This window comes from Curtobacterium sp. MCLR17_039, assembly GCF_003234745.1.
Lineage (GTDB): Bacteria > Actinomycetota > Actinomycetes > Actinomycetales > Microbacteriaceae > Curtobacterium > Curtobacterium flaccumfaciens.
Map to the genome: position 1 here is coordinate 144713 of NZ_QKTF01000001.1, position 26255 is coordinate 170967.

A 26255-nucleotide genomic window follows, 5' to 3' on the forward strand; every position below is an offset into this window, starting at 1 on the left:
GAGTCAACCAGAACTCCTGAGGGGCCGTCAGGACCGACGCGGCGCGTTACCCCTGCTGTGGGCGGTCGTACTGCTGCCCCTGCGGGTTCGACGACATCAGGCCGACGATCAACGAGAACAGGATGCCGATCGGCGGGATGACGAACAACAGGGCGAGCAGGCCGCTGAGGTTCACGTCGTGCAGCCGCCGCACGGTCAACGCGATGAAGCCGAGCGCGCAGGCCAGGCTCCAGAGGCTGCCGAGACCGTCGGAACCGTCGTCGATGAACGGCAGCACGTTGAACCCGTTGCCGATGATGCCCGCGGCCGCCGAACCGATCAGGTACCAGAGCGCCCAGAACCAGTACTCCGACTGGCTGGCCCGGCCGTCGAACCGCACGTACTTCTTCCAGAAGCGCAGGAACGCCTGGGGGAACGGGATGCCGTACCAGGGCGCCCAGAGCGGCGGCTCGGACCTGCCGCCACTCGGCCGCCCCGGACCGGGCTGCGCGGACTGGCCGTACGGGTCCCGGGGCGGGTACTGGTCGCTCATCGGTGGGTTCCTTCCGGCGGGGCTGTCGGTCCACACAGAGTGTGGCACTCCCCGGAGCCGGCGAGCGTCATCCGTGCGAACGACTCTGGCCCCGACCGTGCATCTGACCCGACCGTGCGGTCAGGGCAGGAGCGCGAGCTTGCCCCCGGGGTGCCCGGACTCCAGCAGCTCCGCCGCCGCCTTCGCCTCCGCCAGCGGGAAGGTCCGCGCCACCGGGACCTCGAGCTGTCCGGCGCCAGCGAGGTCGATGAGCCGCTGCCGCACCGAGTCACGGAACGCCTTGCTGGCCGGCTGCGCGCCGCCCACCGCGGCGATGCCGTCCGATGCAGCCCGCGCCTGCGCGGCGATCGTGACGATGCGTGACCGGTCCGCGACCAACGCGAGCGAGACGTCGACGGCCTCGTCGGTGCCGACGCAGTCCAGTGCCACGTCGATGCCGGAGGGTGCGAGGTCACGGACACGCGCCTCCAGGCCGTCGCCGTACTGGACCCACTCGCCACCGAAGCGTCGCACGACGTCCGCACCACGTTCCGACGCGGTGCCGATGACGCGGGTGCCGAGCAGCCGCAGCTGCTGGAGCAGGCTGACGCCGACCGCGCCCGAGGCGCCGTGCACCAGGACGGTGTCGCGCCCCTCGGCGCGGGTGACGCGGAGCATGTCGGCGGCGGTCGAGCCGGCGAGGAGCAGGTTGGCGGCCTCCGGGAAGCCGAGCGACGCGGGCTTCGCGAAGACGTCGGCCGCGGGCACCGTGACCGACTCCGCCCAGCCGCCGCTGATGCGGAACGCGAGGACCTCGTCGCCGACCGCTCCCCCGCCGGACGCGATCTGCGTGTCGGGGCCGACGGCGGACAGGACGCCGGCGACCTCGTACCCGACGGCGATGGGCAGGTCCGCGGGGTCGCCCTGGCGGGTGTGCTTCGTGTCGGCGGGGTTCATGCCGGCGGCGCGGACGGCGATCGTGACCTCGCCGGGGCCGGGCGCCGGCACCTCGGTGTCGACGTACTCCAGGACTTCGCTGCCGCCGAACCGTGGTGCCACCCAGTGCTTCGTCATGCGTGCGACGGTACGCCGACGGCCTGCTGGCGGGACGAGCCACGATCGACTGACCGGCCTCGTGCTGCCCTTCCGGCACGACGCCGGATGGTCACGAGTGCTCGCGCCGGTCAGGGCGTGGTCGCTTCCGTAGCTCCTGGTACCAGGCGGAGCCTTCGACACGGCGGACGAGATCTTCGACGGCTGCGTTGCGGTCGCCGCTCTCGCGAGTCGATTCCTCGGTGCCGCGATCGCTGGTGGTGGACACTCGCCATCCGTACCGTTCAGCTCCGCACGCGACTGACTCATGGAATGACCACCGCCTTTCGGACAAGCGTCGGACGCCAACCGAGGTCGAATCTCCGTGCCGGGCCAGGCGCAGTGGTGCGAGTCACGCTCGCCGGCATCGCCGTCTTCGGACAGCCAGGCTCGGCGCACACCCGGGGCCGCGGAAGGACGAATCGAGTGATTCGGGACTAGATGCTTCCCACTTGTGTACCCGGAGAAGACCCACTCACGATCTCGATCACCTCGGCGAGCGAACGCTCCCGGACCCAAGCAAGCCGGTAGACCAGTGACCACTCGATGTCGAAGAGCGTTCGCACGATGTGTTCCTCACCGTCGATGTGCCACCGAAGCTCTCTGTCTGAATTGTCCTCAATCAGGTCGACTCCTGCAGGCGTCATCGCCTTCCCGTCGAACCACGGCGCATCATTTCGGGCTTCACCTTCTCGCACCAAGACGTAGCGCTCGGCGTCGGCCAAACAGCTGAACCACGCGAGAGGCCAGATGCTCCCCTTGTCACGAATCTCGAACTTGTACCCAGAGCCGTCGGAAGCAATCCGGAAAGCGGTCTCCGGTGTGCCGTACTCGAAAACGATCCGCTCATCGCGCTTGATGCCGGGTATCGAAGAGAGGTCCGGCGGTTCATTGCCCACGAACGCTCCGAGCAGATCGGCGTCAAGTCGCCGAAGGCCAGTCCGATCAATCAAGCGTGAAAGCCCTTCTCGTCATCGACGGCAGCATTCCTTCGTCAGGTCTGCTCCGCAGCATCGTCATCGCATCGACCGGAGTTCCGCGTGAGGTCACGACCTGTACGTGCGGACCGCCGCCCGGCTGACCGAATGCCGCGTCGATACGACTCACCTTGAGCTCCCGCCCGCGATCCCGGTCGACCGCGTCGGTGGGCCGGATGGTTGGCTCCTCAACCCGTTCGGCGCGTCGTTCGAGTCGAGGCCACTCCCGCCCAACGCCTTGTCGCTCCCGTCGAGCGTGCACCCTCACGTCACCGACGGCATCGTGCTCGTGCATGCGCAGATCACACTTCCGTGGTTTGGCAGCCCGGCGGAGCGATCCGGTTCTCCATCGCCGAGGACACCGTGACGATCCGGGACCTGCTCGTCTGCGGTCAGCTCCGGAGGATCCCCGGCAGCGACTGATCAGACGGTGGCATCGGCGAACGCTGCGCGGCCATCCCACAAGTGCTCGGGCTTGCCTCCGAAGCACTTCTGCCGACCGTCCCATTCGGCACGAAAGAACACTCGATCCGCACGGACCCACTTCGGATAGCTCATCGTCCTCAGTCATCTCGCGGAGACAGCTCGGTGAATCTCGGTGACGTCGTTCGCCTGCAGGGAGGACCACACTTCATCCACAGCGGAAGCGGAATCCAGCGTTTCGTCAGCAATGAGATAACGGCCGCCGTTGCCCGGCTGGACACGAACACGAGAGGTCGACGTCTGCACGATTCCAAGACGATCAGAAACCCACGTGCGCTGCCCGATTACCGGCGCGAACTTGCCTCGTCCTTCGGCTGCCACGGCAGCGTCATCGTCATAGACCGCTGCCGAATCCGGATCCCAAGCTGACACGAGGCCCCGCAGTACGCCCTCGACGAGGTCGGAGTCGATCGAGAGACGCTCTCCGTCGCGCAGTGGACCCGCGATAGTGATCTGCACCGTGTTGGAAGGCATGCGCTTCACTGCCCTCGCGGATCCGACCCGGAATCTCAGCGCAAGATGACCAGCGCTGCCCTCGCGGTACACGTTCAGGATGTACCCGCGTGCCGGGAATGCGACCCCCTCGGCGTCACGGTAGACGTGTGGGGAGAGCACCAAGGCGAGAGTTGCAGGATCCGGTAGGATACTGCGGTCATCGTCGGTGAGCGTCCACCCGTCGCCAGGGCCAAGGAATTCGTCGTATGCGGCGAGCTGGTCTGCGATTCGTCCAGCCAAGTGTCCGGGCAGCTCTTCTCGTGCGTCCCACACGGCACGAGCGTTCACCTGCGCAGTCCGGAGCCAAGAAGGAAAAGGCATCCGACAAATACTCCGTTCTCATCGGCGTCAAGATGACCGTCAGATCATCGCCGTCGTTCCCAACGCCTCGAAGAAGCCGTCGAACGGCGTCCGCTGCGTACGGATCCCACACATGCCATTCTAATCGAGCCTCTTCAGGCAAGGCGGCGATCTGGTCCTCGGCCTGCTCGATCATCTCGGGAATCCGCTTGCGCCAGTACGGACCAGACGGGTCCGCGAACGCAATTCCTCGGTCCAATGCCTTCACATCGAAGAACACCTGCCGTAGCGGGTGTCCGCGTTCAGTCATGCCGTCGAAGTCGACGGTAGCGCCGTCTTCCGTACCGCGTGCCCGTCAGCGGTCCGGCACCACGGTCCACCGCTCCTCGATCACCGAAAAGTCCGACACCGCGAATCGCTCCACAATCTCGCGCCCTCGAGGAGCCCAGGTCGTGGAAGGTTCCGGAACGCGCCCAATCACCACAGAGACCCGAACTGAGTTAGTGCCCGAGGAACTTCTTGCGGAGCTCCTTGTGCCGGACGAATCCTTGCACACGGTTCACAAAATCGTCGACGGCTGCGGAGCGGTCCGAATAGTCGTTGACGGACTCCTCCGTGCTTCGTTCGTTCGTCGTTGAGACCCGCCATCCGTCTGCAGTCTTGTAGATGCAAGAGGTGTCCACGTCGTTGGAGGGCCGCCGCATCCAGCAGAAGGGAACACCTGCGGCTTCGGCAAGGGCGAGTTCGCGCGTGGCGTCGATGTCATCCATGAGTTCGTCCTGTTCTCAGTGCCGAAGGAGTTCGCGGAGCACGCCGAGCGCCTGGAGGATCCCGAGCGGCAGCGGCATCTCATCGGTTCAGCGCCAATCCCAGGAGAACTTTCACTCGAGCGCGTCGAGCGCGTCGAGCGCCGAGGGATCCAGGTCTGAGTGAAGTCGCGAGAAGTTCCCCTTGACCAGATCCATCCCGCAGATCAAGTCGTTGTCGACGGAGGCCCAGTCGATCTGTGACAGCGTCTCATAGTCGCGCATGACCTCCTCGAGATCACGGTGAACCGTGTCGGGAAGCGACTCCACTTCGATCCAGGACTCACCGGGTGTCGCACTGCGCCCCTTCCCGATCAGTTGCACTACTGCTTGGCTGAGAGCGACATCCACGACCAAGTGCGGTCCTTCCGTTCAGGCCAGGTCGCCCGGGCGGGGCTGGATGCCGGATCCACCTTCACGCTCTTTGTGATCGCCGGGTTGTTCTTCAGAGGCGGGATCCGCTCCCAATCGTTCCTCCACCGCCGCCCGTACCCAATATCCGTTGTTACGCTCGTGGCATGACGTTCGAACAGCTTCGCGCTGACCTCGATGGCCGGGGCTTCGGCCTGGAGCTGGTCATCCTCCCTGGCGATCCGCCAGCCGGGCCCGCTCCCGAGGGTGCACTCCGGGTGGTGCAGGTCGGGCAGGCCTTCGAAGTGCAGTGCATCGACTACGGGCAGCCTCGGGTCGTCGTCAAGGCCCCTGACGAGGACGCGATCGGGCGAGCACTTCTGGGGTTCCTCGACCGGCCGATCCCGCCGGTGCTGACGATGGCCCCGTCGGAGGTCTCCGCGATCGAGGACAGACTCGCTCCGTACTACCCGCAGCTCCGCGAGCAGATCATGGCGCGTGGTGGCGGGAGCTTGATCCAACTCCCGCCTGGGATCCTCGTGGACCGCATCGGCGCGCCCGACGGCTGGCTCTTGACCCAGCTCAACGCTTCGTTCGAGTCTCGCTCCCTGCCGCCGACGGCGCTTCGGGAGCCTTCCGGAGTGCACCAGTTCGTGACCGAGGCGACCGTGCTCGTTCGAGCATCGATCGTGCCCGCCTGGTTCGGCCAGCCCGGTGGCGCGATCCGCTACGCGATCGCCGACGAGACGATGACGATCCGGGACCTCCTCGTCGAGGGTTCGCTTCGTCGTATCTCCGTGCCGGTCAAAGCGCAGACTCGTTAGCGATAGTCGATTCGGCATCCGTGCGCTGAGACCGGCGGCAGCAGAGTGACCCCGAGCTGGCCCGGTCCACTCCGAACTGGACGCTTCCGACGTGCTGCCCCGGAGAAGGCGAATCGACGATCTCAACCACTTCGGCAAGGGGAAGGCTGACGTTCCATGCGAGTCAGTAGGCCAGCGACCAGCCGAGGCCTGAGACGGCTGATACGACGTGTTCACGCCGGTCGATGCGCCAACGAAGCACTCGCTCCGAGTTGTCGTCGAGAACCTCGACACCATCGGACGTGTTTCCTGTGCCGTCGAACCACGGAGCATCGTCCGGCTCGGCTCCATCGCGCACCAAGACGTACCACTAGGCGTCCTCGAGCCGGCTGAATCTCACGAGGGGCCAGGCGCTTCCACGGTCACGAGTCGCGAACGAGTACCCGGCGCCGTCTGCGACTATGTGGAAGGCTACCTCCGGCGTCGCGTACTCGAAGACGACCCGCTCGTCTCGCTTGAGGCCGAGGACTGAAGACAGGTCGGGCGGTTCGTTGCCAGGAACGGCCCAAGCAGGTTCGCGTCGGCTGAAAGAAGTTCGCGTTAGTCGATCAAGAGTGAAGGCCCTCCGCCTGATCGCAGGGACAAGACTTTCTTCGGGATTGACTCGGTCTCATCTCACGTGCGAGCCGCACGTTCCAGCAGCTCCTCGATCGGCGCGTCCCGCACCCACGCCGTCATGCACACATTGCGACGCTCGCCGGCAGCCCGCGTAGCGATACGATGCAATCCGTCCTCCGATCGCCATGTGACGGTCAGCTCGGACGCCTCGTCATCTGCGTCGACGCCTTCCGGCCAGGTGTAACGATCGGGAGCAGCGTCCCACGGTTCCGACACGAGCTCGGGTCGCGACTTGATCAGCAAGTAGCGTTCCGCGTCAGCCTCGTGGCTGAACGTCGTCAGCAGGCGAGCAGAACCCCTGTCCCGTTTGAAGATCGCAAGCGGATCCGACTGGATTCCGATCTGCGTCTCGAGGTCGCCGTACTCCAGGAGCACTCCCGCTTCCCGGAGGATCCCAGGGAGGCTCGTCGGGTCGGGTTGGGGATTCCCGGCCGCCGCACCGATCGCTCGGCCGTGTGCTGTGGTCCTCACCTGACGAACGCCTCTCTCGTGATCATCGGTGGCAGCCCGGCTCTTAGGTCTCCTTCGAGGAGCTGAGCAGCGTCGATCGCCGCACCGTCGGGAGCGATGATCTGCACCTGAAGACCGCCGCCGGGCTGGGCAAATGCGGGATCAATCCTACTGACCTCGATCGAGTAGCCGTGATCCCTGAGCGCGACAGTGTCGATGTGGAACACGGAGTACGGGTCACGAAGGTTCGTCGGCGGCAGACCTCGCTGTTCATAGGACGTTCCTGGGAACGAGAAGTAGTCGCCAGTGTCTCGACCCATCCTGTCGATGGTGGTCGAGTAGTAATTATCGAAGACCGTCGGATCCTCGAAACGAATGCGAGTACCAGCGACGGCCCCATCATTTCCCGGATACCGCGGTGAACCGTCCGGCTTGACGTACCGCTCGACGTACTCGTTGCGCGTCAACGGAGATCCGTCGGCATGGTGCCCGTAGTAGCCGTCTGGTCCGTAACCAGTCGTCACCAGTCGCTCCGTGGCGGGGTTGACGTGTCCGTCGCTGCCGTGCGTCGGCGAGTAGAGCGGGTCGCCCGGAGCGGCGTAAGCGAGGTTGAGGTCACCGTGGTCAGGACGCGGCTCACCGTACATTCCGTCCACGGGCTTTCCCCTGTGCTCGACGATCGTGACCCCGTCCGGCAAATCGCTTCCGGGACGAGTCAGGTCGTCGACGAGTGGACCGCCGCCCGGACCCGCGTGGTTCGCCACGCCGTCCCCGTACGGCACCTGGCCGAACGACTCCTTCGGACCGACCTCGTGCCCACGGTCTGCCGGAGGCACGTCACCAGGTTCAGAACCCGCGCCGGTGCCGTGCCCGGCGTCCGTGCCGTGCCCAGAACCGCCATGGCCGGTCGAGTCGCCACCGTGCCCGGCCGAATCGCCCCCGTGCCCTGCCCCGCCGTGCGACCCCGACGTCGAACCGCCGTCGCCTGTCGCCGTCTCGCCATGCTCCCCGCGCCCACCGGCCCCGACGAGCGCCGGCTCCCGCTCCGGCGCGTGCACCGTCGCGTCGCCGGCGTCCGCGTGTGCGTTCGCGTCGCTCCCCGCCCGCACGTCCGTGTCCGCCTCGGTCCGAGCCGGCGGCACCTCGACGTCGGCGTCGCCGTGCCGTCCGTGCAGGTAGTCACCGAGCCCGGTCTTGAAGTCGGCGAGTCGCCCGGTCGACCCGACGGCGTCGTCACCGACACCCTTCGTCATGATCGTCTTGAGCTCATCGAGCCTAGGCAGCACCTTGGTCAGGCCCTTCGAGACCCACGCGCCGGCATCGACGAGGTCGAGGTACTTCCCCGCCTTGCCGACGGCCCCCGCGACTTCGCCGACCTTGCCGACGGCGCCGAGCTTGCCCGCCTGACCGACGATCGGGATGACGATCGAGCCGATCCCCCACAGCGCCTGTCCGGCGGCGCGACCGGGGTCCCTGCCCCACTCGTCCCAACCGACGGTGGCCTTCCCCACCTGGGTCCACGCCTCGCGCTGGAGGTCGGGGTCCTTCTGCATGGTCTTCGTGTTGAAGCCGGTGAGGGCGAGGACTCCGCTCCACGACGTCGCCGCGGTCTCCAGGTGGAAACCCGTGCCGTCCAGACCGACGAGGGTGCCGAGCCCCTTCACGGTGCCCCAGATGCCATCGACGGCCACGGCCGTGAGCATGTTCGGCAGGAAGTCGACGGTTTTCCCGGAGCACGATTCCTTCCGCTCCGACGCGGTCCCCCACGGCAGGTTCGTGCCGGCGGGCAGTTTGTCGTACCCGTATGCGAGGGCGTCGTCCGAGCCACTGCCGCTCATCGCGTGCAGCGGTTGCAGGCCGGACAGCCCGCGGATGGTGTTCGCGCAGGTGCGCTCGGCAGCCTGGTACGCCACCACCTGGGCGGCGACGCCGTTGATGATCGCGTTGTTCTCGTCGGTCAGGGTCTCGTCCTGGTCCCAGGACTCGACGGTCGCGTTGTTGCCGTACTCGGTCGTCGCGGTCTTCGGGGTGAACGCATCGACGTCACGGTGCAGCTGCTCGGCACGCGTGACGTACGCCTTGAGCGCAGCGACGATCGGTGTGACCTCGGTGACGAACGTGTCGAGCGCCTTCGCCGCGGTGTCCAGGTCATCGCCGAACGTTGTGCCCTGGGGCCCGATGGGCGTCATGACCGCGAAGAGTTCCTGATCGCTCGGGCCCTCGTAGGAACCGGAGATGCGGCTCCAGGCGGTGACGATGTCGGCCGTGCCGTCGCGGACGGCCGACGCGACGGTCCGCAGCGAAGCGGCGCCGCTCGTGATCGCCTCGAGCTGGACGTCCGTGTACGGGATGGCTCCCGTCTTGACGACGCCGGTCACCGGTCGAACATCCCGTCGAACGCGCGGAAGTCGCCGTTGGTGGACGCCGTGACGGCGTTCGCCTGTGCCGTGGCAGCACCCATCTCGTCATCGCCGTCGACGATGGCACGTGTCGCGCCGGCAGCGCCGTAGAGCGACGCCTGGATCCGGTTCTGGATCCCCGTCAGTGTGGCCTGCCGGTGCTCGAAGAACCCGGCGAGCGCCTCACCGATCACCGGTGACTGTGCTGCCGTCGCGGCGTCCTGCACGACTTCCCCGACGCCCTGGATCGATCCGTCCGCGGATCCGCCCAGAGCGTTGTTCATCGTCGTTGTCTTGGTCGACACGTCCGTCAGCACGGCCTCGACCCCGGCGGGGTCGACCCGCCATCCGTCGACCACGTCAGCCGATGTTGCCGACGGCCGACTTCGCCTTGCTGATGGCCGACTGCGCCGACTCGTCGTTCGACTGCAGCGATGCACGCAGCGTCGCGATGATCTGCTTGACCTCGCCGGCGACCGTGTTCCACCGCTGTTCCTTGGCGTGGTACTCGTCCGAGACGCCGTCGGCCTGGTAGTCGGCCATGGCTGCCTTCACGTCGGAGTCACGCTGCGCGATGAGCGACTCGAGCTGCGCCGCGACGGCGTTGAAGTTGTCCTGTGCGTTCTGCGAGGCCGCGACGTCGTAGTCGCGACGATCTGCCTGGTTGCCACCGCTCATGGTGTTCTCTCCCTCTCCCCGAAGATCCGTCAGGCGCGGCCGCTGAAGCGGGCCGCGTCGAAGTTCGAGCTGCCCTCGAGCGAGCTCGTGGACTGCGCCATGTCCTGGTCGCCTTCCTGGAACGATCGGTCCATGCCCGAGATGCCCTGCAGCACGCTCGCGAGCGCACCGTTCAGCTCGTTGGCGATGGAGTCGGTCTCGGCCTTGAAACGGTCGAAGGCCTGTCGACCGGCACCGTTGAAGCGACCCTGCAGCGGCTCGGCCGAGTCGGCCAGCTTGCGCACGAGCGTCCCCAGGTCGCCGGAAGCACCGGACGTCTGCTTGGTCAGGTTGGTCAGGACCTGAGCCCCCATCGCGAACTTCATCGCGCATCCTCTCCGTCGTTCCCCCACCCCGAACGGGTGACAGCGAATACACGCAGCGTAGACCACGTCCGCCGCGCGCGTCACCCTCCGGTTCTGACATGATCGTTCCTGCCGAGGGGAGGTGGGGCATGTCGTCGATGGTGGTCGAGTCCGTGGTGCCCGTGCTGACCTGTGGTCGCTGCGGGGTCGCGACGAGCCAGGGCCAGCGCTTCTGCACCGACTGCGGTGCCCTCCTCGGGCGCACGGTCGGCTCCGCCGAGTACGACGCCGTGCAGGGCGTCGCCACGGCCCCGGCCGGTGCTGTCGTCCTCGCCCGGCTGGTGGACGTCGTCGTCTGCCTGCTCGGCGGTGCCGCCGGCGCCGCCCTCCTCTTCCTCGCCCACACCGCGGTCCCCTCCTCCGACCCCGTGGGTACCGCCGTCGCCGGAGCGGTCGCCGGGCTCGTCGTGACGACCGCGATCGTGGTGATGCGTGCCTCCAGGACGGGCCGCGGGCCGGGCGGGCTGCTCCTCCGTACCCGCGTCGTCGACGTCGACGACGCGCTGCCCGCCGGGCCCGTCCGACAGCTCGCCCGACTCGGTGGCGGTCGGCACCGACGTGCGCCCGGAGCCGGCCCGTGGGCCGCGGCGACGGGCACGGTGACCGCGTCGCTCCGGACCGGCCGTGAACCCCTTGACCCAGCTGTCCCCGCGCTCGGGACCGCCTTCGGTGCGGCCGCGTCGGCGGGTGTCCGTCCGGGGTCGGCGCCGCTGTCTGGAGGCGCGGTGCAGGCTGGTCTCGACGCCACCCGTCGTGCGGGGTTCGGTCCCACCCCCGCGTCCGGGTTCGCGGCGGTGCCCGCGCCGACCGCACCCGTGGCCGACGACTCGGTACCGCCCGACGCGGTCGTGCTGCGCTTCGACTCCGGTGCGGTGCACTGGTTCCACGGCACGTGCGTGGTCGGCCGGAACCCCGAGGCCGAGCCCGGCGTGGCGACCGTCGCGGTGCCGGACCTGTCGCGCACGCTGTCGAAGACGCACGTCGCCCTCGTGCAGGCGGCGGGAGTCGTGGTGCTGCGCGACCTCGGCTCGACCAACGGCACCTCGGTGATCCGCTCGGACGCCTCGTTCGAGGACCTCGTCCCCGGCGTCGACCTGCCCGTGCCCGCAGGCTCGACGGTCCGGATCGGCGACCACGCGTTCGTGGTCGACCGGGTCGGAGCGACGCCGTGAGCCCGTTCCGCCGCGACACCGCCGCGGACGACCGTCCGGGCGCGACGCACCCGCTCGTCGACTCGGCGGGCGACGGCAGCATCCGGTACGAGACCCGCGCGGGGATCGTGCGGCTCGGACGTGCCCAGGCGGACCTGCTCGCCACCGCGGCAGCCGAGGGTGCCCGACCGATCCTGGTGACCGACGGCCTGTCCGTCGTGACCGAGGCCTTCCGCCAGGCGTTGCTCGACTGCGGCGGGGCGTGGGTCGTCCGCGGCGACGACGGCCTGCGGAACGGACTCGACGGCGGACGACTCGACGACTTCACGGACGCGCTCCGGACCGGACCGCCGACCTCGGTGCAGGACGTGGCGGTCGGGTACCTGCGCCCCTGGACGCCGACGGCGGAACACCTCGTCGTCTCGGTGTCCGTCCGGCACCGGGCCGCGGACGAGACCGTCCTCGGGGCCACCACCGAACTCCTCGCGACGGAGCTCGCCGGGGCGGCACCGACCGGCTGGGGGACGCACGAACCCGCCGGTCACGCGTGGGACCGGCACACCCTCACCGAGGCCGCTCGCTCGCGGATGCCCGACTCCACGCGGTTCCTCGCCGTCGGTTCGCCCGACGCGCCCCTCGCGGTGACGATCACCGCGCAGCGCACCGAGCACGGCGTCGAGGAGCTCACCACCGGACTGCTCGCGGTCGGCGCACTCGGGGACACCGTCTCCGAGATGCGGGTCGCCGCCGTCCCGCAGGTGCTCGGGCGGCTCGCCACGACGCAGCTGCCGCTCTTCGCCCTGGTGCTCCGGCGCCCGGGCCGCGCGGACCTCGCGCAGGCGCCGCGGCTGTCCCCGCCCCCGCTGCCGGTCGCGATGCTCCTCGGTGCGCCGGCCGTCCGGCAGCTCGACCTCGACGTCGAGGCGATGCGCGACCGCTTCGGCGCCGTCATCGCCGGACGCCCTCGGATCCCGGCGCTCGTGCTGCCCTTCGGGCGGCGGCAGGACCGCAACCCGGTCGACGAGCTGGCCGACGTCATCGACCACATCGGGCCCGACCGCGTCGCCGACGCCGTCGGGATGGACGACCGGACGAGGGAGCAGGTGCAGCGTGCCGCGGAACAGTGACTCGATCCTGCTGGAGAGCGTCTCGACGCACCGCCGACGACTCCGGCAGGCGTTCGTGCTCGGGCGCCTCGCCGACCGCCGGTTGGTGAACGACAACGTCAAGCGGTTCATCGGCAGCGTGGTGCTCGCCGCGGTCGTGGGGGTCGGGTGCCTCGGGTACTCCTTCGTCACGAACGCGCTGGCGCAGCAGGCCGCCCAGCAACAGGCGCAGCAGACCCCGCAGCCCCTCCGGACCGAGCAGACCGAGCCGACCGCGCAACCCCAGCAGGAGACCAATTGAGCGACTTCACCCGCGTGACCGTCGTCGGTGTCGGCCGCCGTGCAGACGTCGTCGTCGCCTCCGACGAGCCGTTCGCCGGACTGCTGCCGCGGCTGGTCGACATCCTCGACGAACCGATCGCGGACAGCGCGCAACCCGTCGCCCTCGTGCGCGTCACCGGTGAAGAGGTGTCCCTGGCCGCGGACGCCGCCACGCAGGAGATCGCCGACGGCGAGGTCCTGCACCTCGTCCGTCGCGCCGACGCACCACCGCCGCCCGAGGTCTCGGACGTCACCGACGCCGTCGCGGACTCGCTCGGCCGTCGTCGCGACGGCTGGGGCACCGCCGCACGCTGGTCCGTCGCCGCCGCCGCCGTCGGGGCCACCGCCTCGGTCGCGGGCACCCTCGTGGTCGCCGCGTTCACCGTCGCCTCGGTCCGAGCCGCGTTCGACGGCGGGACCGTCTCCCCCGCACTGTTGCCGTCCGTGCTCGTCGGCAGCGGCGTGGTCCTGGCGATCGCGGCGCTCGTCGCGGGTCGTGCCGGGGCCCGCTGGACCGGCATCGCCCTCACGGCCGCGGCCACCGGGCTCGCGCTGCCGATCGGGCTGGCCGTCGGACCGGTCGTCGGGCGGGACGGCGACCAACCCGCGATGGTCGCCGCCCTGGTGCTCGTCTGGGCGTGGATCGCGCTCGGCCTCGGACTCGGCGTCGGACAGCGCACGCGGACGATCGGCGTCGCGGCCGTCGTCGGCGTCGTGCTCCCGCTGCTCGGCATGCTCACCTGGCTCACTCCGGCGCCGCAGGCCGCCGGCTGGGGCGTGGTCGGGATCGCAGCCATCGCCGTCTGCGGGCTCCTGCCCTCGGTCGCGATGTCCTCCGCCGGACTGACCGGCCTCGACGACCGTGTGAGCGGCGGCGAGCCCGTCGCTCGCGCCCGCGTCGTCACGGCGCTCGAGGACGCGTACCGAGCACTCGACTGGACGACCGCCGCGGTGGCCGCCCCCGTCGCCCTCGCCGGCGCCGCACTCGTCTCCGACCGCGACCCCTGGGCCGTCGGGCTCGGCGCCGCGGTGGTCGTCGTCGCCGCACTCCGCACGCGCGCCTTCCCGCTGACGCTGCAGGGCGTGCTGCTCTGGAGCGCCGTCGTGGTCGCCGCGGTGCTCGGGCTCCTCGGTCACGCCACCACCGCACCGTTCCAGGTGCTCGGCGCGCTCGCAGGCCTCGGGGTGCTCGGAGCCCTGCTCGCCGGGGTCCGGCCGGCCGCACACCAGCGAGCCCGCCTGCGGTCGCTCGGCAACGTCCTCGAGACGATCTCGGTCGTCGTGGCACTGCCGCTGCTGCTCGGCACCTTCGGCCTCTTCGCCGCACTCCTGGAGACGTTCTGACCATGCGGCTCCTCGACGACGTCGTCCCCGCGCTCGGGCGGGCGTTTTTCGGCAGCGTGGCCGGTGGTGCACGCGAGCTCGACGATGCGCACCGGGCCATCCGGCAGGCCGTTCCCACCAGTCGGCGCATCGCGTTCGCCTCGCTCCGGGGCGGCACCGGCTGCTCCGTGACCGCGGCAGCCGTGGCGACCGTGCTCGCCCGTCGTCGCTCCGGACGGGTGCTCGGCGTGGACGGTGCCGCCGGGCTGCGCTCGTTCGCCACCCACGCCGGCGCCGACCGGACGGACCCGACGCCGCGGTCCGAGCGCCGTGACGCCGCCCGGACGTCCTGGGACGCGACCGACGGTCTGGCGGTGACCCTGTCCGGACTGCACGTGCTGCGGATCGGCGACCCGCGCCTCCCGAGCCGACAGGCCGCACCCGCCGAGTGGACCGACGCCGTCGAACCGATCGCGCGGTTCTTCGACGTCGTCGTCGGGGACTGGGGGTCCAGGAGCCCGTTCGTCGACCTCGGCGCCGTGGCTGCCGATGCCCACGTCGTCGCTCTCGTCACCGGCCCGGACCGCCCCGCCATCGAGGAGGGCGTCGCCCACGCCGACGCCGTCCGGCGGCACGCACCGGACACGCGCGTCCTGGTCGTCCCGGTCGACACCACGGGGGCTGGCCTCCGGGCCGCGCGCACCGCCGTCCGGTGGCCCGGGCACGCCGTCCACCCGATCCCGGGCGACCCGAGCGTCGCTGGGGGCGGCGAACGCCCCACGGCCTCCCGGATCGCGCTCATCCACCTGACGGCCGCGCTCGTCGACGCCGCGGTCGACCGTCGCACCGGCCGCACGACCCCGGAGGTCGCCCGGTGAACCGCGTCGTGCACCGGCCCGCCCGGGTCTCCACCCCGCTCGTCCGTCCCGAGGCCGAGCAACTCGCCCCGCCACCGCAGCTCCCGGAGGGGCCGAGTGGCGGCCTCCCGCTGCAGTCGCTGCTGCCGGTCGTCGGTGCGATCTCGTCGGTCGTGATGATGGTCGTGCTCCGGGGCAACAACCCGGTGCTCATGGTCGTCGCCGCCCTGGTCTTCGTGGTCGCCCTCGTCGGCGGCCTCGGCATGGCCTTCACCCAGCGGGGCAACGCCGTCCGGAACCGGCGGACGCAGCGCGAGCGGTACCTCGACTACCTCGAGGAACTGCGCGGCGACCTGCGGACGCGCACGACCGCCATCCGGGAACGGGCCGAGCACGTCGACCCCTCGCCCGACACCCTCCCCCGTCTCGTCGGTGACCCGGCACGCCTCTGGGAACGGCGGCGCACGCACGGCGACTTCCTGCGGGTCCGCGTCGGATCAGGTGACGTGGGGTGGCTCGACCTCGCCGTGCCGCCCGACCAGAACCCGGTGCAGCCGCTCGACCCGCTCATGCTCGCCGAGCTCGAGCAGGTCGCCGAACACTACGGCACCGTGCACGCCATGCCCATCGCAGTCCGACTCGACGGCGCCGGGGACGTCTCGGTCGTCGGCGACCGCGACGCCGTGCTCGAGGTCGCACGGGCACTCGTCGTACAGCTCGCAGCGCTGCACGCCCCGGACGACCTGCACCTCGCCGCGGCGTTCCCGGCGGCGCGCGCCGATGACTGGGACTGGTTCGACCTGCTCCCGCACGCACGGATGGACCGCACCTTCGACGGGCCGCTGCGCGCGCGCCGGGTCGCCGAGGACGTCCCGGCGCTCGCACGCACCCTCGCCGGCGAGCTGGGCGAACGCGCCCGGACCGCCGCGATGTACCGGCGATCCGGTGACTCGGCCAAGCGCAGCGACCTGCCGCGCCTGGTGGTGTTCGCGGACGAGCACGGCGCCGTCGCCGTTCCGCTCGCGCTCCCCGAGGGCGAGACCCGGCCGGAGGACCTCCGGATCACGGTCGTGCACCTCGTCGCCGACCGGCTGCACGAACCGTCGGACGTCCGGGTACGGGTGACTGCGAGGTCGGACGCCCCGGGTGCCGACCATGGCACGGGCGCCGGATCCGGTGCACGCACGACGCTCCTCGAGATCGTCGACGCCCGCGACGTCGAGGAAGGCGAGCCCGCTCCGGTCCAGCTCGCCGTCTGCGACCCCGTCGCCCCGCCCCTCGTCACCGCCGTCGCGCGAGCGCTCGCACCCCTCCGACTGTCCGCCGACACCGAGCAGCGTGCCGAGTCGTCGGCCGCCATCGGCGTCTCGGACCTGCTCGGGGTCGACGACGTCGCCACGATCGACCCGGACCGCACCTGGCGCCCCCGAGCCCCGCGGGACTTCCTGCGCGTGCCGATCGGTGTCGACGACTTCGGCGCTCCGCTGCTGCTCGACCTCAAGGAGTCGGCGCAGCTCGGCATGGGGCCGCACGGTATCTGCATCGGTGCGACCGGATCCGGCAAGAGCGAGATGCTCCGCACCCTCGTGCTCGGCCTCGCGGTGTCGCACCCTCCGGAGGACCTCGCGATGATCCTCGTCGACTACAAGGGCGGTGCCGCGTTCGCCCCGTTCGCCCGCCTCCCGCACGTCGCGGGTCTCATCGACAACCTCGCCGACGACCCGCAGCTCACCCGGCGTGCCCGGGCCTCGATCGCCGGCGAGGTCCGACGGCGTCAGGAGATGCTGCGCGACGCCGGATCGGCGCCCTCCATCACGCACTACCGGGAACTCCGCACCCAGCGACCGGACCTGCCGCCGATGCCGCACCTCGTGCTCGTCATCGACGAGTTCGGCGAGCTGCTCACCGCGGAACCCGAGTTCGTCGACCTGCTCCTCATGATCGGCCGCATCGGGCGATCGATCGGCGTGCACCTGCTGCTCTCCAGCCAACGGATCGAGGCCGGGAAGCTCCGCGGCCTCGACACCTACCTGTCCTACCGGCTCGGCCTGCGCACGTTCTCCGAAGCCGAGAGCCAGGTCGTGCTCGACACGGGCGACGCGTTCCACCTGCCCGCCGTGCCCGGCTACGGCTACCTCAAGGTGGACACGAGCGTGTACACGCGGTTCCGATCCGGCTACGTGTCCGGCCCGGTCGAGGACGCCGCTCCCGCGTCGGCCGTCACCACGTCGTCCGCGGACACCGCCCCCGAGCCGTTCGAGCTGCCCGTCTACAACACGCTGGCGGCCGAGGACGACGAACCCGGTGAGGTCACGCTCGAGGCACCCGACGTCGGCCGGAGCGTCGTCGACGAGGCCGTCGAACGCCTCGACCGCGGCGACCGAGACACCACGCCGGTTTGGCTGCCGCCGCTGCCGACGCGTCTCGCACTCGGCGCCGTCCTCGACCCGAACGCCGTCTCCGACCCGACCGGGGTCACGGTGCCGATCGGCCTGCTCGACGACCCCGCGCGGCAGCGACAGCGGCCGTGGATGCTGGACCTCACCCGGGGCGGCGGACACGTCGCCGTCATCGGAGCGCCCGGCTCCGGCCGGACCACCTTCCTCCGCACGCTGGCCGCATCGCTTGCGCTGACCACCACGCCCCGGCAGGTCAGCGTCTACGGGATGGACCTCGCCGGCGGCGGCCTCGGTCGCATCGAGGGCTTCCCGCACGTGGGCGGTGTCGCCACGCGTGCCGACCGGAACCGCCTGCTCCGGCTGGTCGAGGAGCTGCAGGCGATGATCCGCCTGCGCGAACGGGTGTTCCGCGACCACGGCATCGACTCACTCGCGATGCTCCGCACCCGGCACGCCGCCGGCCGTGTCCCCGAACTGGGATCGGCGGACGTGGTGCTCCTCGTCGACGGGTTCGGCGTGATGCGCACCGAGTTCGAGGAGCTCGAGGACGCCTTCGCCGACCTGCTCCAGCGCGGCGGCAGTTTCGGCATCCACGTCGTCCTCGGGCTCACCCGGTGGAACGAACTCCGGCTCGCGAGCCAGCCCCTGATCGGACAGCGGTTCGAACTGCGCCTCAACGACCCGGCAGACTCCACGATCGCCCGCGCCGCCGCGGAGACCCTGAAGTCCGGCGAGCCCGGTCGTGTCCTCACCGACGGCGAGTTGTTCGGCCAGGTGGCCCTGCCGGTGCTCGACGACGTGGAGGACGGTGTGGTCGGCGACGAGCTCGGCGCCCTCGCGCAGCGGGTCGCCGACAGCTGGGGTGGTCCGGCTGCCGCGCCGATCCGCCTGCTCCCGGAGTCGTTCGACCCGGCCGAGCTCCCGGACCCGCTCGACACCCCGACGACGGTGCCGTTCGCGCTCCGCCAGGACACGATGGACTTCGTGGCCTTCGACCCTGCCGTCGACCAGCACCTGCTGGTGTTCGGTGACACGGCCAGTGGCAAGACCGCGCTCCTCCGGGGGCTGGCGGCCGGGTTCATGGATCGTTCGACGCCGGACGAGCTCGTCCTCGCCTTCATGGACGTCCGCGGCAGCGCTGCGGCCGGGACGCCGGACGACTTCCTCGGCGGGCACGCGGCGAACGGCCGGGATGCCCGGGGGCTCGCCGCGGCCATCGCCGCGGAGCTCGAGCAGCGCGCCGCCGGCACGTCCACCGGACCACGGCCCCGCATCGTGGTGCTCGTCGACGACTACGACATCGTCGCGTCGGCCGGCACCGACCCGCTCGCGCCCCTCATGCCGTACCTGCCGTCGGCGCGTGACCTCGGACTCCACGTCGTGCTCACGCGGCCCGTCGCCGGTGCCGCACGCGCGATGTACGACACCGTGATCCAGTCGATCCGCGACTCGGGTGCGACCGGGCTCGTGCTGAGCGGCGAACGGTCGGAGGGGCAGGTGTTCCCGAAGGTCTACGCGGAGCAGTTCCCGCCCGGCCGTGGGCGTCTCGTCCGACGCGGGACGCCCCCGCGCATCGTGCAGGTCGCCCACTTCCCCACGGCGACGACCGTCGCCCCGGCGCAGGCCGACCCCGCCGGTCAGACGACCGTGCTCGACCCGAAGGGAGCCGTCGATGCCCCGTGAGGTGAACATCTTGTCCGCTGCGGCTCCCTCGTCGCTCGCACTGGTCGAGGCCGGAGCGCAGATCGCGCCGGATCTGCGGGTGCGAACGCTCGACCGCGTGGTCACCGAGATCGTCGACGACCGCGGGCGGGCCGTCCTGAGTGTCCAGATGCCCGAGCGTGTCGAGAACGCCGCGGAGATCGCACGACTCGCGCCGTGGGCGACGCTCGCCGCACCCGTCTGGTGGACCGAGGCCTGGGTTCCGTGGGGGCCGACGGGCGAGGTCGGTGTGGCGATCGTCCAGGCCTTCGCAGCGTCGATCGACGCCCAGCTCCTCGTGGAGGACGGCGCGTGAGCACCACACCCCCGACCTCCGCGCCGCTGCCCCCGATGCCCGGATCCCGACGCGCCGCGGTGCAGCGCGCCCGGACCGTGCTCGTCGCCGGGGTCGCCGGCGGCACCGGCACGACGACCGTCGCGGCACTCCTCGCCGATGCGGTCGGCGGACGTCTCGGCGTGGTGGTCCAGGCGACGGACCACTCCGGTGGCGAGCTCGCCGCACGACTCCCCACCCTGCAACCGGCCACCTCACGCGTGACGGTGCACGACATGGGGGCGCACGTCGGCCCTGCCGCCGTCCTCGCGGCGACGCCGGAGAACTCCCTCGTCGTGGTCGGGCGGGCCACCGCCGACGGTGCAGCGGACGTCCGGGCAGCGCTCGCGTCCATCGCCGATGCTCCGGACCCGACCCTCATCGGGCGATCGGTCGTGGTGCTCGTGGACCGCGGCGCGGCGCACGATCCGGTGGACACCCGTCGGCTGAGCGACACCGGGGTCTCGGCGGTCCTCGTGCTGCGCGCCGACCGCGCGCTCGGCCGTCCCGGTCGGGTCCAGGTGGGAGCGATCAGCGACACCACGATCACGACGGTGTCCGGTCTGCTCACGGCCCTGGGCTGGTAGCCGCGACCGGTGGACGAACGGGAGGCCCGTCACCAGCTGGTGACGGGCCTCCCGTTCGTCGGTGCTGACGTCGTCAGGCGCGCGCGGACCGGATCCGCTCGGTGAACGCAGCGTGCAGCGGGTGCTCCGCAGCGAGACCGGTGATCTGCGTGGCGACGTCCGCGTCGGACGCGTCCGACGCCAGCAGCGCCTGCAGTTCGACGCTCTGCTCGTCGTCCGCGACGTCGAAGCGGAGTGCCGCACCCATCGCGTCCAGCAGCGCCGTCGGCTCCGTGCCGTCCTCGGCCAGCGCGGCGGCGGGCGAGACGAACCGCTCGTCGCGCGACAGCTTGCGGAGCGGCTGGCGGCCGACGCGGGTCACCGTGTCGGGCAGGTGCGGGTTCTCGAACCGGCCGATGATCGCCTGCACGTACGCGCGGTGCACCTCGGGGTCGAGCTCGTGCCGGCGGATGAGCAGGTCGCTCGTCTCGGCGAGCACGGACTCGAGCTCGGAGCGCACGGCGGGAATCGCGATGGCGTCCGAGATCTTGTCGGCCCCGGCGACGAAGCCGTGGTATGCAACCGTGGCGTGGCCGGTGTTCACCGTGAAGAGCTTGCGCTCGATCGACGCCGCGAGGCCGTCGACGTAGTGCGCGCCGGGGATCTCCGGCTCGTTCCCACCGAACGGCGTGCGGTCGATGGCCCACTCGAAGTAGGTCTCGACGGTCACGTCGAGTCCGCCGCCCTCGGGCTGTGCGGGCACGATGCGGTCGACGGCGGTGTTCGCGAAGACGGCCTTGGCCAGGGCGGCGTCGCGGCCGTCCTCGGGCAGGGCGGCGACGATGAACTCGCGCAACCGGTCCGTGGCGTTCAGCGCGTTCTCGCACGCCATGACGGCGATCGGTGCGGCGTCCGCGTCACGGGCGACGAGCGCGCGCGCGATGACCGGGGCGATGAACCTCAGGACGTTCGGGCCCACGGCGCACGTGACGATCGCTGCGGTCGCGATCTCGGCGACCACGCCGTCCTCGTCCTGCGCGCTGTTCAGTGCGCGGAAGTTCGTGACCTCGTGGTCCTGGGCGCCGGCCCCGACCTCGTGCACGGTGTACGAGTCGGCTGCGGCCAGGGCGTCGATGAGCGGGGCGGCGACGTCGGCGAAGACGACCTCGTACCCGGCCTCGTGGAGCAGGAGCCCGACGAAGCCGCGGCCGATGTTGCCGGCGCCGAAGTGGACGGCGGTGCTGGTGCTCACTCGTTGACCTCGCCGAGGATCGACAGGATCGCAGCGGTGTCGGCCGCGTCGGTGAGCTTCTGGACCTCGTCCTCGTCGGAGAACACGATCGCGATCTTCGACAGAATGTCGAGGTGCTCGTTGTTCACGCCGGCGATGCCGACGACGAAGCGCACGGGGTTGCCGTCCCAGTCGATCGGGCTGGCGTAGCGGATGAACGACAGGGCGGACGACTTGATGGCGTCCTTCGCGTCGTTGGTACCGTGCGGGATGGCGAGGAAGTTGCCCATGTAGGTGGACACGCTCTTCTCACGCTCGAGCATGGCCGGGTAGTAGTCGGCCGTGACCGCGCCCGCAGCCTCGAGGATCTCGGCCGCCTCCTTCATCGCTTCCGACTTGGTCGGCGCGGTGTCCTCGGTGTGGATGCGGATCTGGCTCTCCTGCAGGACGGGCATCGGGGGTTCTCCTTGTGTTGAGGACGAGATGGAGGGGACGGGTCAGCCCCGTCCCCTCCGATACTGCACTTCGTTACTGGTTGTGGCGTTACTGGTTCTTCAGCTGCTCGACGACCTGGTCGTACTGCGGAGCGTTCATGAAGTTGCCGACCGACACGTGCTGCGCGTTCGGGTTCTTCTGCTTCGCGCGGTCCGTCAGTTCTTCCTGCGTGATGATCAGGTCCTCGTCACCGGACAGGTTCGCGATCGCCTTGTTGGAGACCGTGACCCCTTCGATGCCCGCCTTCTTGATCTTGTTGCGCAGGACACTGGCGCCCATCGCGCTCGAGCCCATGCCGGCGTCGCAGGCGAAGACCAGGTTCTGGACCTTCGTCGCAGTGGCGGTGGTGCCCGACGCGGCGGCCTCTTCGGTGCTGGCCGGGGCGTTGCCGCCGAGCAGACCCGCGGTGGCCGAGTTGACGTCGCGGCCCTTGTTCGCCTGGAGCTTCGCCATCGCGGCGCTCATGTCCCCGTCGTTGCCCATCTCGCGGTCACGCTTGCGGGTGGCGAGGAGGAAGAACGACGCGACCGCGAACGTGACTGCCGCGGACAGGACGACCGACAGGGTGACGCCGAGGAAACTGTCCCGCGGCGTGTTCAGGAACACCGCGAAGATCGATCCGGGGGACGCAGGTGCCGTCAGGCCGGAGTTGAAGATGACGTTCGTCAGCACGCCCGTGCCGCCACCGAGGATGACCGCGATGAACATGACCGGCTTCTGCAGCACGTACGGGAAGTAGATCTCGTGGATGCCGCCGAAGAACTGGATGATGATCGCGCCGGGGGCGGTCGAACGGGCGATGCCGACACCGAAGATGGTGAACGCCAGCAGCAGGCCGAGGCCGGGGCCGGGGTTCGCCTCGAGCAGGAACAGGATCGACTTGCCCGACTCCTTGACCTGGTCCACGCCGAGCTGGTCGAGCACGCCGTGGTTGATCGCGTTGTTGAGGAAGAACACCTTCGCCGGCTCGATGAACACGCTCGCGAGCGGGAGCAGGGAGTGGTTGATCAAGAACTCGACAGCTGCACCGAGTGCGGTCGCGATCCCGGTGAAGACCTTCGACAGCCAGAAGAACCCGGCCAGGAACAACCCGAACCCGAGGATGCCGGCGGCGTAGTTGTTGACCAGCATCTCGAAGCCCGGCTTGATCTTCCCGTCCCACAGACGGTCCAGCTGCTTGATGATGTACGCACCGAGCGGCCCGCAGATCATCGCACCGAGGATCATCGTCGAGTCGGACCCGAGGATGACACCCATCGCGAAGATCGAACCGACGACGGCACCGCGGGTCTCGTAGACCATGCGGCCACCCTGGATCGCGATCGCGAGCGGGATGAGGTAAGTCAGGATCGGGCCGACGACGCCGACGACGCTCCCGTCGCGGGATCCGCCGAGCGCCGCGACCGGCGTCCAGCCGTCCGGGATGAAGAAGGCCGTGATGATGCCCCACGCGATGAAGATCGCGATGTTGGGCATGACCATGCCGGAGAGGAACGTGCCGAACTTCTGAACGGCGACGCGTGCGCCGCCCCGCGACTTCGCGGGTGCGTCGGGCGCTGCAACGGACGACGTTGTCATGTGCGGTGACTTTCTGTGTGGTGGAGCTGCTGCGTGGTGATGGGAGGGGTGGTGCTGGGGGTGGTGGTTCAGGCGGCGTGCGTCGCGGCCGCGGCAGCGGACTTCGCGGCCGCCGCCGTGCTCGCGGCGAGTGCCGCCGTCGCCATCTCGCGGGCCTGTTCGAGCGTGTAGCGACCGAGTTCGGCGCGCACGTCGGCCAGGGCCGCGGGGGTCATCGAGAGGGTGGTGGCGCCGAGACCGACCAGGACGACGGCGAGCAGCGGGTCGGCTGCTGCCTCGCCGCAGATCCCGACGGCCTTGCCGGCGGTGGCGCCCGCGGTGCCGAGCTGCGCGACGAGGCGCAGGACGGCGGGGTGCCACGGGTCCTGGTAGGACGCGACGGTGCCGAGCATGCGGTCGGCGGCCATCGTGTACTGGGTCAGGTCGTTCGTGCCGATCGACACGAAGTCGGCGTTCTGGAACACCTGCTCGGCCATCAGCGCGAGCGACGGCACCTCGGCCATGACACCCGCGGTGCGGATGCCGAGTTCGCGGGCCAGGGTGACGAAGTACTCGGTCTCCTCGGCGTCGGCGACCATCGGGGCCATGACCCACAGGTCGGCCTCGGTCGCGGCGTCGGCCTGCGCGAGCGCGGTGAGCTGGTCACGCAGGACCTCGGGGTGGTTCCGCAGGGCACGCAGGCCGCGGCGCCCGAGGGCCGGGTTCTCCTCGTCCTTGTCCGTGAGGAACGGCAGGGGCTTGTCGGCGCCGGCGTCGAGCGCGCGCACGACGACCTTCTTGCCGGGGAACGCCGCGAGGAGCTGACGGTACGACTCGGTCTGCTCGTCGACCGTGGGGGCCTTGGGCGAGTCGAGGAAGAGGAACTCGGTGCGGAAGAGCCCCACGCCCTCCGCACCGAGAGCAACGGCGCCGGCGGCGTCGGCGGGGCTGCCGAGGTTCGCGAGCAGGGGCACGACGTGGCCGTCGGCGAGCGCACCCGCGGTGAGCGGTGCTGCTGCGGCGGCGAGGCGGTCGGCGATGCGCTGGTCGACCTCGGCCACGAGCGCGTCGGACGGGTCGGTCGAGACGGTGCCGGCCACGGCGTCGACGACGACGTGGACGCCGTCGGCCAGGTCGTCGGCACCGGTCACACCGACGATGGCGGTGATGCCCTTGGCACGGGCGAGGATCGCGGTGTGCGAGGTCGGGCCGCCGTCACGGGTGACGAGCGCCAGGACCTTCTCGAGGTCGAGCAGCGCGGTGTCCGCCGGGGCGAGGTCGCGGGCGACGAGGACGAAGGGGGTGTCCGACTCGGGGACGCCGGGGGCGTGCACGCCGCGGAGCTTGGCGATGATGCGCTGGGCGACGTCGTCGAGGTCGGCCGCGCGCTCCCCCATGTAGCCACCCATGCCGACGAGCAGGTCGCGGAACTGGGCGAACGCCTCGTACACGGCACGCTCGGCGTTGGTGCCGCCGTCGATGCGGGTGTGCACGTCGTCGAGGAGCGTCGGGTCCTGCGCCATGAGCGCCTGGGCCTCGAGAACGGCCTGGGCGTCGCCACCGGCGAGCTGTCCGCGCTTGTTGAGGTCGTCCGCCACGGCGGCCAGTGCGTCGTGCACGGCCTGCTTCGCGTCGTCCGCCGAGCCCACCAGGGCGTCCTTCGACGGTTCGCCGAGCGGGTCAGCCATCCGGAGCACGGGGCCGTGGGCAACGCCACGGCCGACGCCGGTGCCGAGCAGTTCGGACATTCGAGACTCCTTCATCTCACACGCGCTTGCGGTGGGGTGGATCGTTCGGTGCACACGACACGGGAACGGACCACGCCCGTGCGGCTGAGCAGCACACTACCCCGCTTCGCGTTGACAAACAAACACATCCGGGGATAAAAATGCAGAAACAGATGCCCGTTTGCGTCTGGCGGATCGAACGCAGGGGACGACATCGCGCATGTCGTGCCCGAGCATGTCCGTTCCGTTCCGACCCGAGACGACGAGGTCCGATGTACGCACCAGAACGCCACCAGCGCATCGTCGAGCAGGCGCGCGCGCAGGGCCGGGTGGACGTCAAGGACCTGGCCGAGCTGCTCGCCGTCACGCCCGAGACCATCCGCCGCGACCTGACGAGCCTCGAGCGCCGCGGCCTCGTCCGTCGTGCGCACGGCGGTGCGATCCCCGTCGAGCGGATCACCCTGCACCCCGGCGTCGGCGACCGTGGCGGCATCAACCAGACCGAGAAGATGGTCATCGCCGAGGCCGCCCTGGCGGAACTGCCGGAGAACGGCTCGATCATGATCGACGCCGGCACCTCGACCATCTGCCTCGCCGAGCTGCTGCCGACCGACCGCGGGCTGACCGTCGTCACGCACTCGCTCCCCGTCGCCACCGCCGTCGCGAACCGCCCGGGCATCGACCTGCACCTGCTCGGCGGCAACATCCGCAGCGACTCCCTGGCCGGCGTCGGCACCTGGACGCACCAGCTCATCGGCATGGTCAGCGTCGATGTCGCCTTCATCAGCATCAACGGCATCACGCCGGAGCGCGGTCTGACCACCCACAACATGGCCGAGGCCGCCGTGAAGAGCGCGATGATCAAGTCCGCACGACGGAGCATCCTGCTCGCCGACCACACCAAGTTCGGCCGCGAGGAGTTCGGTCGCGTCGCCCCGCTCGCCGCGATCGACACGATCATCACCGACCCCGCCGTCAACCTCGACCTGGTCCGCGAGGTCGAGGCCGCCGGCACCGAGGTCTTCTGGCCCGGCCGACCCTGACCGTGCCCCGTTCCCGC

25 protein-coding genes and 1 pseudogene are annotated in these 26255 nt (G+C 70.3%); 11 read left to right on the forward strand and 15 right to left on the reverse strand.

The annotated features are described in order from the left end of the window. Positions 1-46: 46 nt before the first annotated feature. From DEJ00_RS00640 to DEJ00_RS00650, 3 genes are all read right to left on the reverse strand, one after another. Positions 47-532, reverse strand: a complete 486-nt coding sequence (locus DEJ00_RS00640; RefSeq protein WP_111056117.1) for a DUF805 domain-containing protein — start codon at positions 530-532, stop codon at positions 47-49. A 120-nt stretch (positions 533-652) separates the two neighbouring features. Then, positions 653-1585: an NADP-dependent oxidoreductase gene (locus tag DEJ00_RS00645; RefSeq protein WP_111056118.1), complete on the reverse strand. Its 933-nt coding sequence runs from the start codon at positions 1583-1585 to the stop codon at positions 653-655. A 455-nt stretch (positions 1586-2040) separates the two neighbouring features. Next, entirely contained in the window at positions 2041-2502 is a 462-nt protein-coding gene (locus DEJ00_RS00650; RefSeq protein ID WP_111056119.1) for a hypothetical protein, read from the reverse strand. Between the two features lie 160 nt (positions 2503-2662). Between DEJ00_RS00650 and DEJ00_RS18920 the strand changes: the two are divergent. Next, positions 2663-2848 (forward strand): annotated as a pseudogene (locus tag DEJ00_RS18920) (hypothetical protein); the annotation flags it as partial. A 299-nt stretch (positions 2849-3147) separates the two neighbouring features. Here the strand turns inward: DEJ00_RS18920 and DEJ00_RS18200 are convergent. The 3 genes from DEJ00_RS18200 to DEJ00_RS00665 form a co-directional block, all read right to left on the reverse strand. Then, positions 3148-3831: a hypothetical protein gene (locus DEJ00_RS18200; protein WP_146247845.1), complete on the reverse strand. Its 684-nt coding sequence runs from the start codon at positions 3829-3831 to the stop codon at positions 3148-3150. Positions 3832-4358: 527 nt separating this feature from the next. Beyond that, on the reverse strand, positions 4359-4628 hold the full coding sequence (locus DEJ00_RS00660; RefSeq protein ID WP_110861326.1) for a hypothetical protein: 270 nt from the start codon (positions 4626-4628) through the stop codon (positions 4359-4361). Positions 4629-4739: 111 nt separating this feature from the next. Continuing rightward, entirely contained in the window at positions 4740-5015 is a 276-nt protein-coding gene (locus DEJ00_RS00665; protein WP_146247846.1) for a hypothetical protein, read from the reverse strand. Positions 5016-5182: 167 nt separating this feature from the next. On the opposite strand from DEJ00_RS00665, the gene DEJ00_RS00675 reads away from it, so the two are divergent. Beyond that, positions 5183-5839 carry a TNT domain-containing protein gene (locus DEJ00_RS00675; protein ID WP_111056122.1) on the forward strand — a complete coding sequence of 219 codons (657 nt, stop codon included), beginning with the start codon at positions 5183-5185 and terminating at the stop codon, positions 5837-5839. Between the two features lie 654 nt (positions 5840-6493). On the opposite strand, the gene DEJ00_RS00680 is transcribed toward DEJ00_RS00675, so the two are convergent. From DEJ00_RS00680 to DEJ00_RS00700, 5 genes are all read right to left on the reverse strand, one after another. Then, positions 6494-6871, reverse strand: coding sequence for a hypothetical protein (locus DEJ00_RS00680; protein WP_111056123.1), 378 nt, complete (start codon positions 6869-6871; stop codon positions 6494-6496). 92 nt (positions 6872-6963) lie between these two features. After that, the gene (locus tag DEJ00_RS00685; RefSeq protein ID WP_111056124.1) at positions 6964-9324 is read right to left on the reverse strand and encodes a TNT domain-containing protein; all 2361 of its coding nucleotides are present in this window, start codon (positions 9322-9324) and stop codon (positions 6964-6966) included. Continuing rightward, positions 9321-9704, reverse strand: a complete 384-nt coding sequence (locus DEJ00_RS00690) for a DUF6507 family protein (RefSeq protein WP_051596903.1) — start codon at positions 9702-9704, stop codon at positions 9321-9323. The genes DEJ00_RS00685 and DEJ00_RS00690 overlap by 4 nt, the downstream gene beginning before the upstream one ends. A 1-nt stretch (position 9705) precedes the next feature. Then, positions 9706-10023, reverse strand: a complete 318-nt coding sequence (locus DEJ00_RS00695; RefSeq protein WP_027466434.1) for a pore-forming ESAT-6 family protein — start codon at positions 10021-10023, stop codon at positions 9706-9708. Between the two features lie 29 nt (positions 10024-10052). Continuing rightward, a complete protein-coding gene (locus DEJ00_RS00700) occupies positions 10053-10388 on the reverse strand; it encodes a WXG100 family type VII secretion target (RefSeq protein ID WP_111056125.1) in 336 nt (111 codons plus the stop codon). 98 nt (positions 10389-10486) lie between these two features. Between DEJ00_RS00700 and DEJ00_RS00705 the strand changes: the two genes are divergently transcribed. The 8 genes from DEJ00_RS00705 to DEJ00_RS00740 are packed head-to-tail and all read left to right on the forward strand — an operon-like array spanning position 10487 to position 20206. Then, complete coding sequence (locus tag DEJ00_RS00705; protein ID WP_146247847.1) at positions 10487-11599, forward strand: FHA domain-containing protein; 1113 nt, start codon at positions 10487-10489, stop codon at positions 11597-11599. Beyond that, positions 11596-12705, forward strand: a complete 1110-nt coding sequence (locus tag DEJ00_RS00710) for a DUF6177 family protein (protein ID WP_111056127.1) — start codon at positions 11596-11598, stop codon at positions 12703-12705. The genes DEJ00_RS00705 and DEJ00_RS00710 overlap by 4 nt, the downstream gene beginning before the upstream one ends. Continuing rightward, positions 12689-12985, forward strand: a complete 297-nt coding sequence (locus DEJ00_RS00715; RefSeq protein WP_181440047.1) for a hypothetical protein — start codon at positions 12689-12691, stop codon at positions 12983-12985. The genes DEJ00_RS00710 and DEJ00_RS00715 overlap by 17 nt, the downstream gene beginning before the upstream one ends. Next, positions 12982-14349 carry an EsaB/YukD family protein gene (locus DEJ00_RS00720; protein ID WP_181440048.1) on the forward strand — a complete coding sequence of 456 codons (1368 nt, stop codon included), beginning with the start codon at positions 12982-12984 and terminating at the stop codon, positions 14347-14349. The genes DEJ00_RS00715 and DEJ00_RS00720 overlap by 4 nt, the downstream gene beginning before the upstream one ends. A gap of 2 nt (positions 14350-14351) precedes the next feature. After that, positions 14352-15206: a hypothetical protein gene (locus DEJ00_RS00725; protein ID WP_111056129.1), complete on the forward strand. Its 855-nt coding sequence runs from the start codon at positions 14352-14354 to the stop codon at positions 15204-15206. Further along, on the forward strand, positions 15203-19267 hold the full coding sequence (eccCa, locus tag DEJ00_RS00730) for a type VII secretion protein EccCa (protein WP_111056130.1): 4065 nt from the start codon (positions 15203-15205) through the stop codon (positions 19265-19267). Before DEJ00_RS00725 ends, eccCa begins: the two co-directional genes overlap by 4 nt. After that, the gene (locus DEJ00_RS00735) at positions 19257-19601 is read left to right on the forward strand and encodes a hypothetical protein (protein ID WP_111056131.1); all 345 of its coding nucleotides are present in this window, start codon (positions 19257-19259) and stop codon (positions 19599-19601) included. The genes eccCa and DEJ00_RS00735 overlap by 11 nt, the downstream gene beginning before the upstream one ends. Further along, positions 19598-20206: a hypothetical protein gene (locus DEJ00_RS00740; RefSeq protein WP_111056132.1), complete on the forward strand. Its 609-nt coding sequence runs from the start codon at positions 19598-19600 to the stop codon at positions 20204-20206. Before DEJ00_RS00735 ends, DEJ00_RS00740 begins: the two co-directional genes overlap by 4 nt. Before the next feature lie 73 nt (positions 20207-20279). On the opposite strand, the gene DEJ00_RS00745 is transcribed toward DEJ00_RS00740, so the two are convergent. From DEJ00_RS00745 to ptsP, 4 genes are all read right to left on the reverse strand, one after another. Beyond that, entirely contained in the window at positions 20280-21437 is a 1158-nt protein-coding gene (locus DEJ00_RS00745) for a mannitol-1-phosphate 5-dehydrogenase (protein WP_111056133.1), read from the reverse strand. Continuing rightward, entirely contained in the window at positions 21434-21871 is a 438-nt protein-coding gene (locus DEJ00_RS00750; protein ID WP_071244331.1) for a PTS sugar transporter subunit IIA, read from the reverse strand. Before DEJ00_RS00750 ends, DEJ00_RS00745 begins: the two co-directional genes overlap by 4 nt. A gap of 88 nt (positions 21872-21959) precedes the next feature. Then, complete coding sequence (locus tag DEJ00_RS00755) at positions 21960-23489, reverse strand: PTS mannitol transporter subunit IICB (protein WP_111056134.1); 1530 nt, start codon at positions 23487-23489, stop codon at positions 21960-21962. Positions 23490-23557: 68 nt separating this feature from the next. Beyond that, positions 23558-25216 (reverse strand): phosphoenolpyruvate--protein phosphotransferase, encoded by a 1659-nt coding sequence (gene ptsP / locus DEJ00_RS00760; RefSeq protein ID WP_027466424.1) that lies wholly within the window; start codon positions 25214-25216, stop codon positions 23558-23560. 251 nt (positions 25217-25467) lie between these two features. On the opposite strand from ptsP, the gene DEJ00_RS00765 reads away from it, so the two are divergent. Then, a complete protein-coding gene (locus DEJ00_RS00765; RefSeq protein ID WP_027466423.1) occupies positions 25468-26238 on the forward strand; it encodes a DeoR/GlpR family DNA-binding transcription regulator in 771 nt (256 codons plus the stop codon). Positions 26239-26255: the final 17 nt, after the last annotated feature.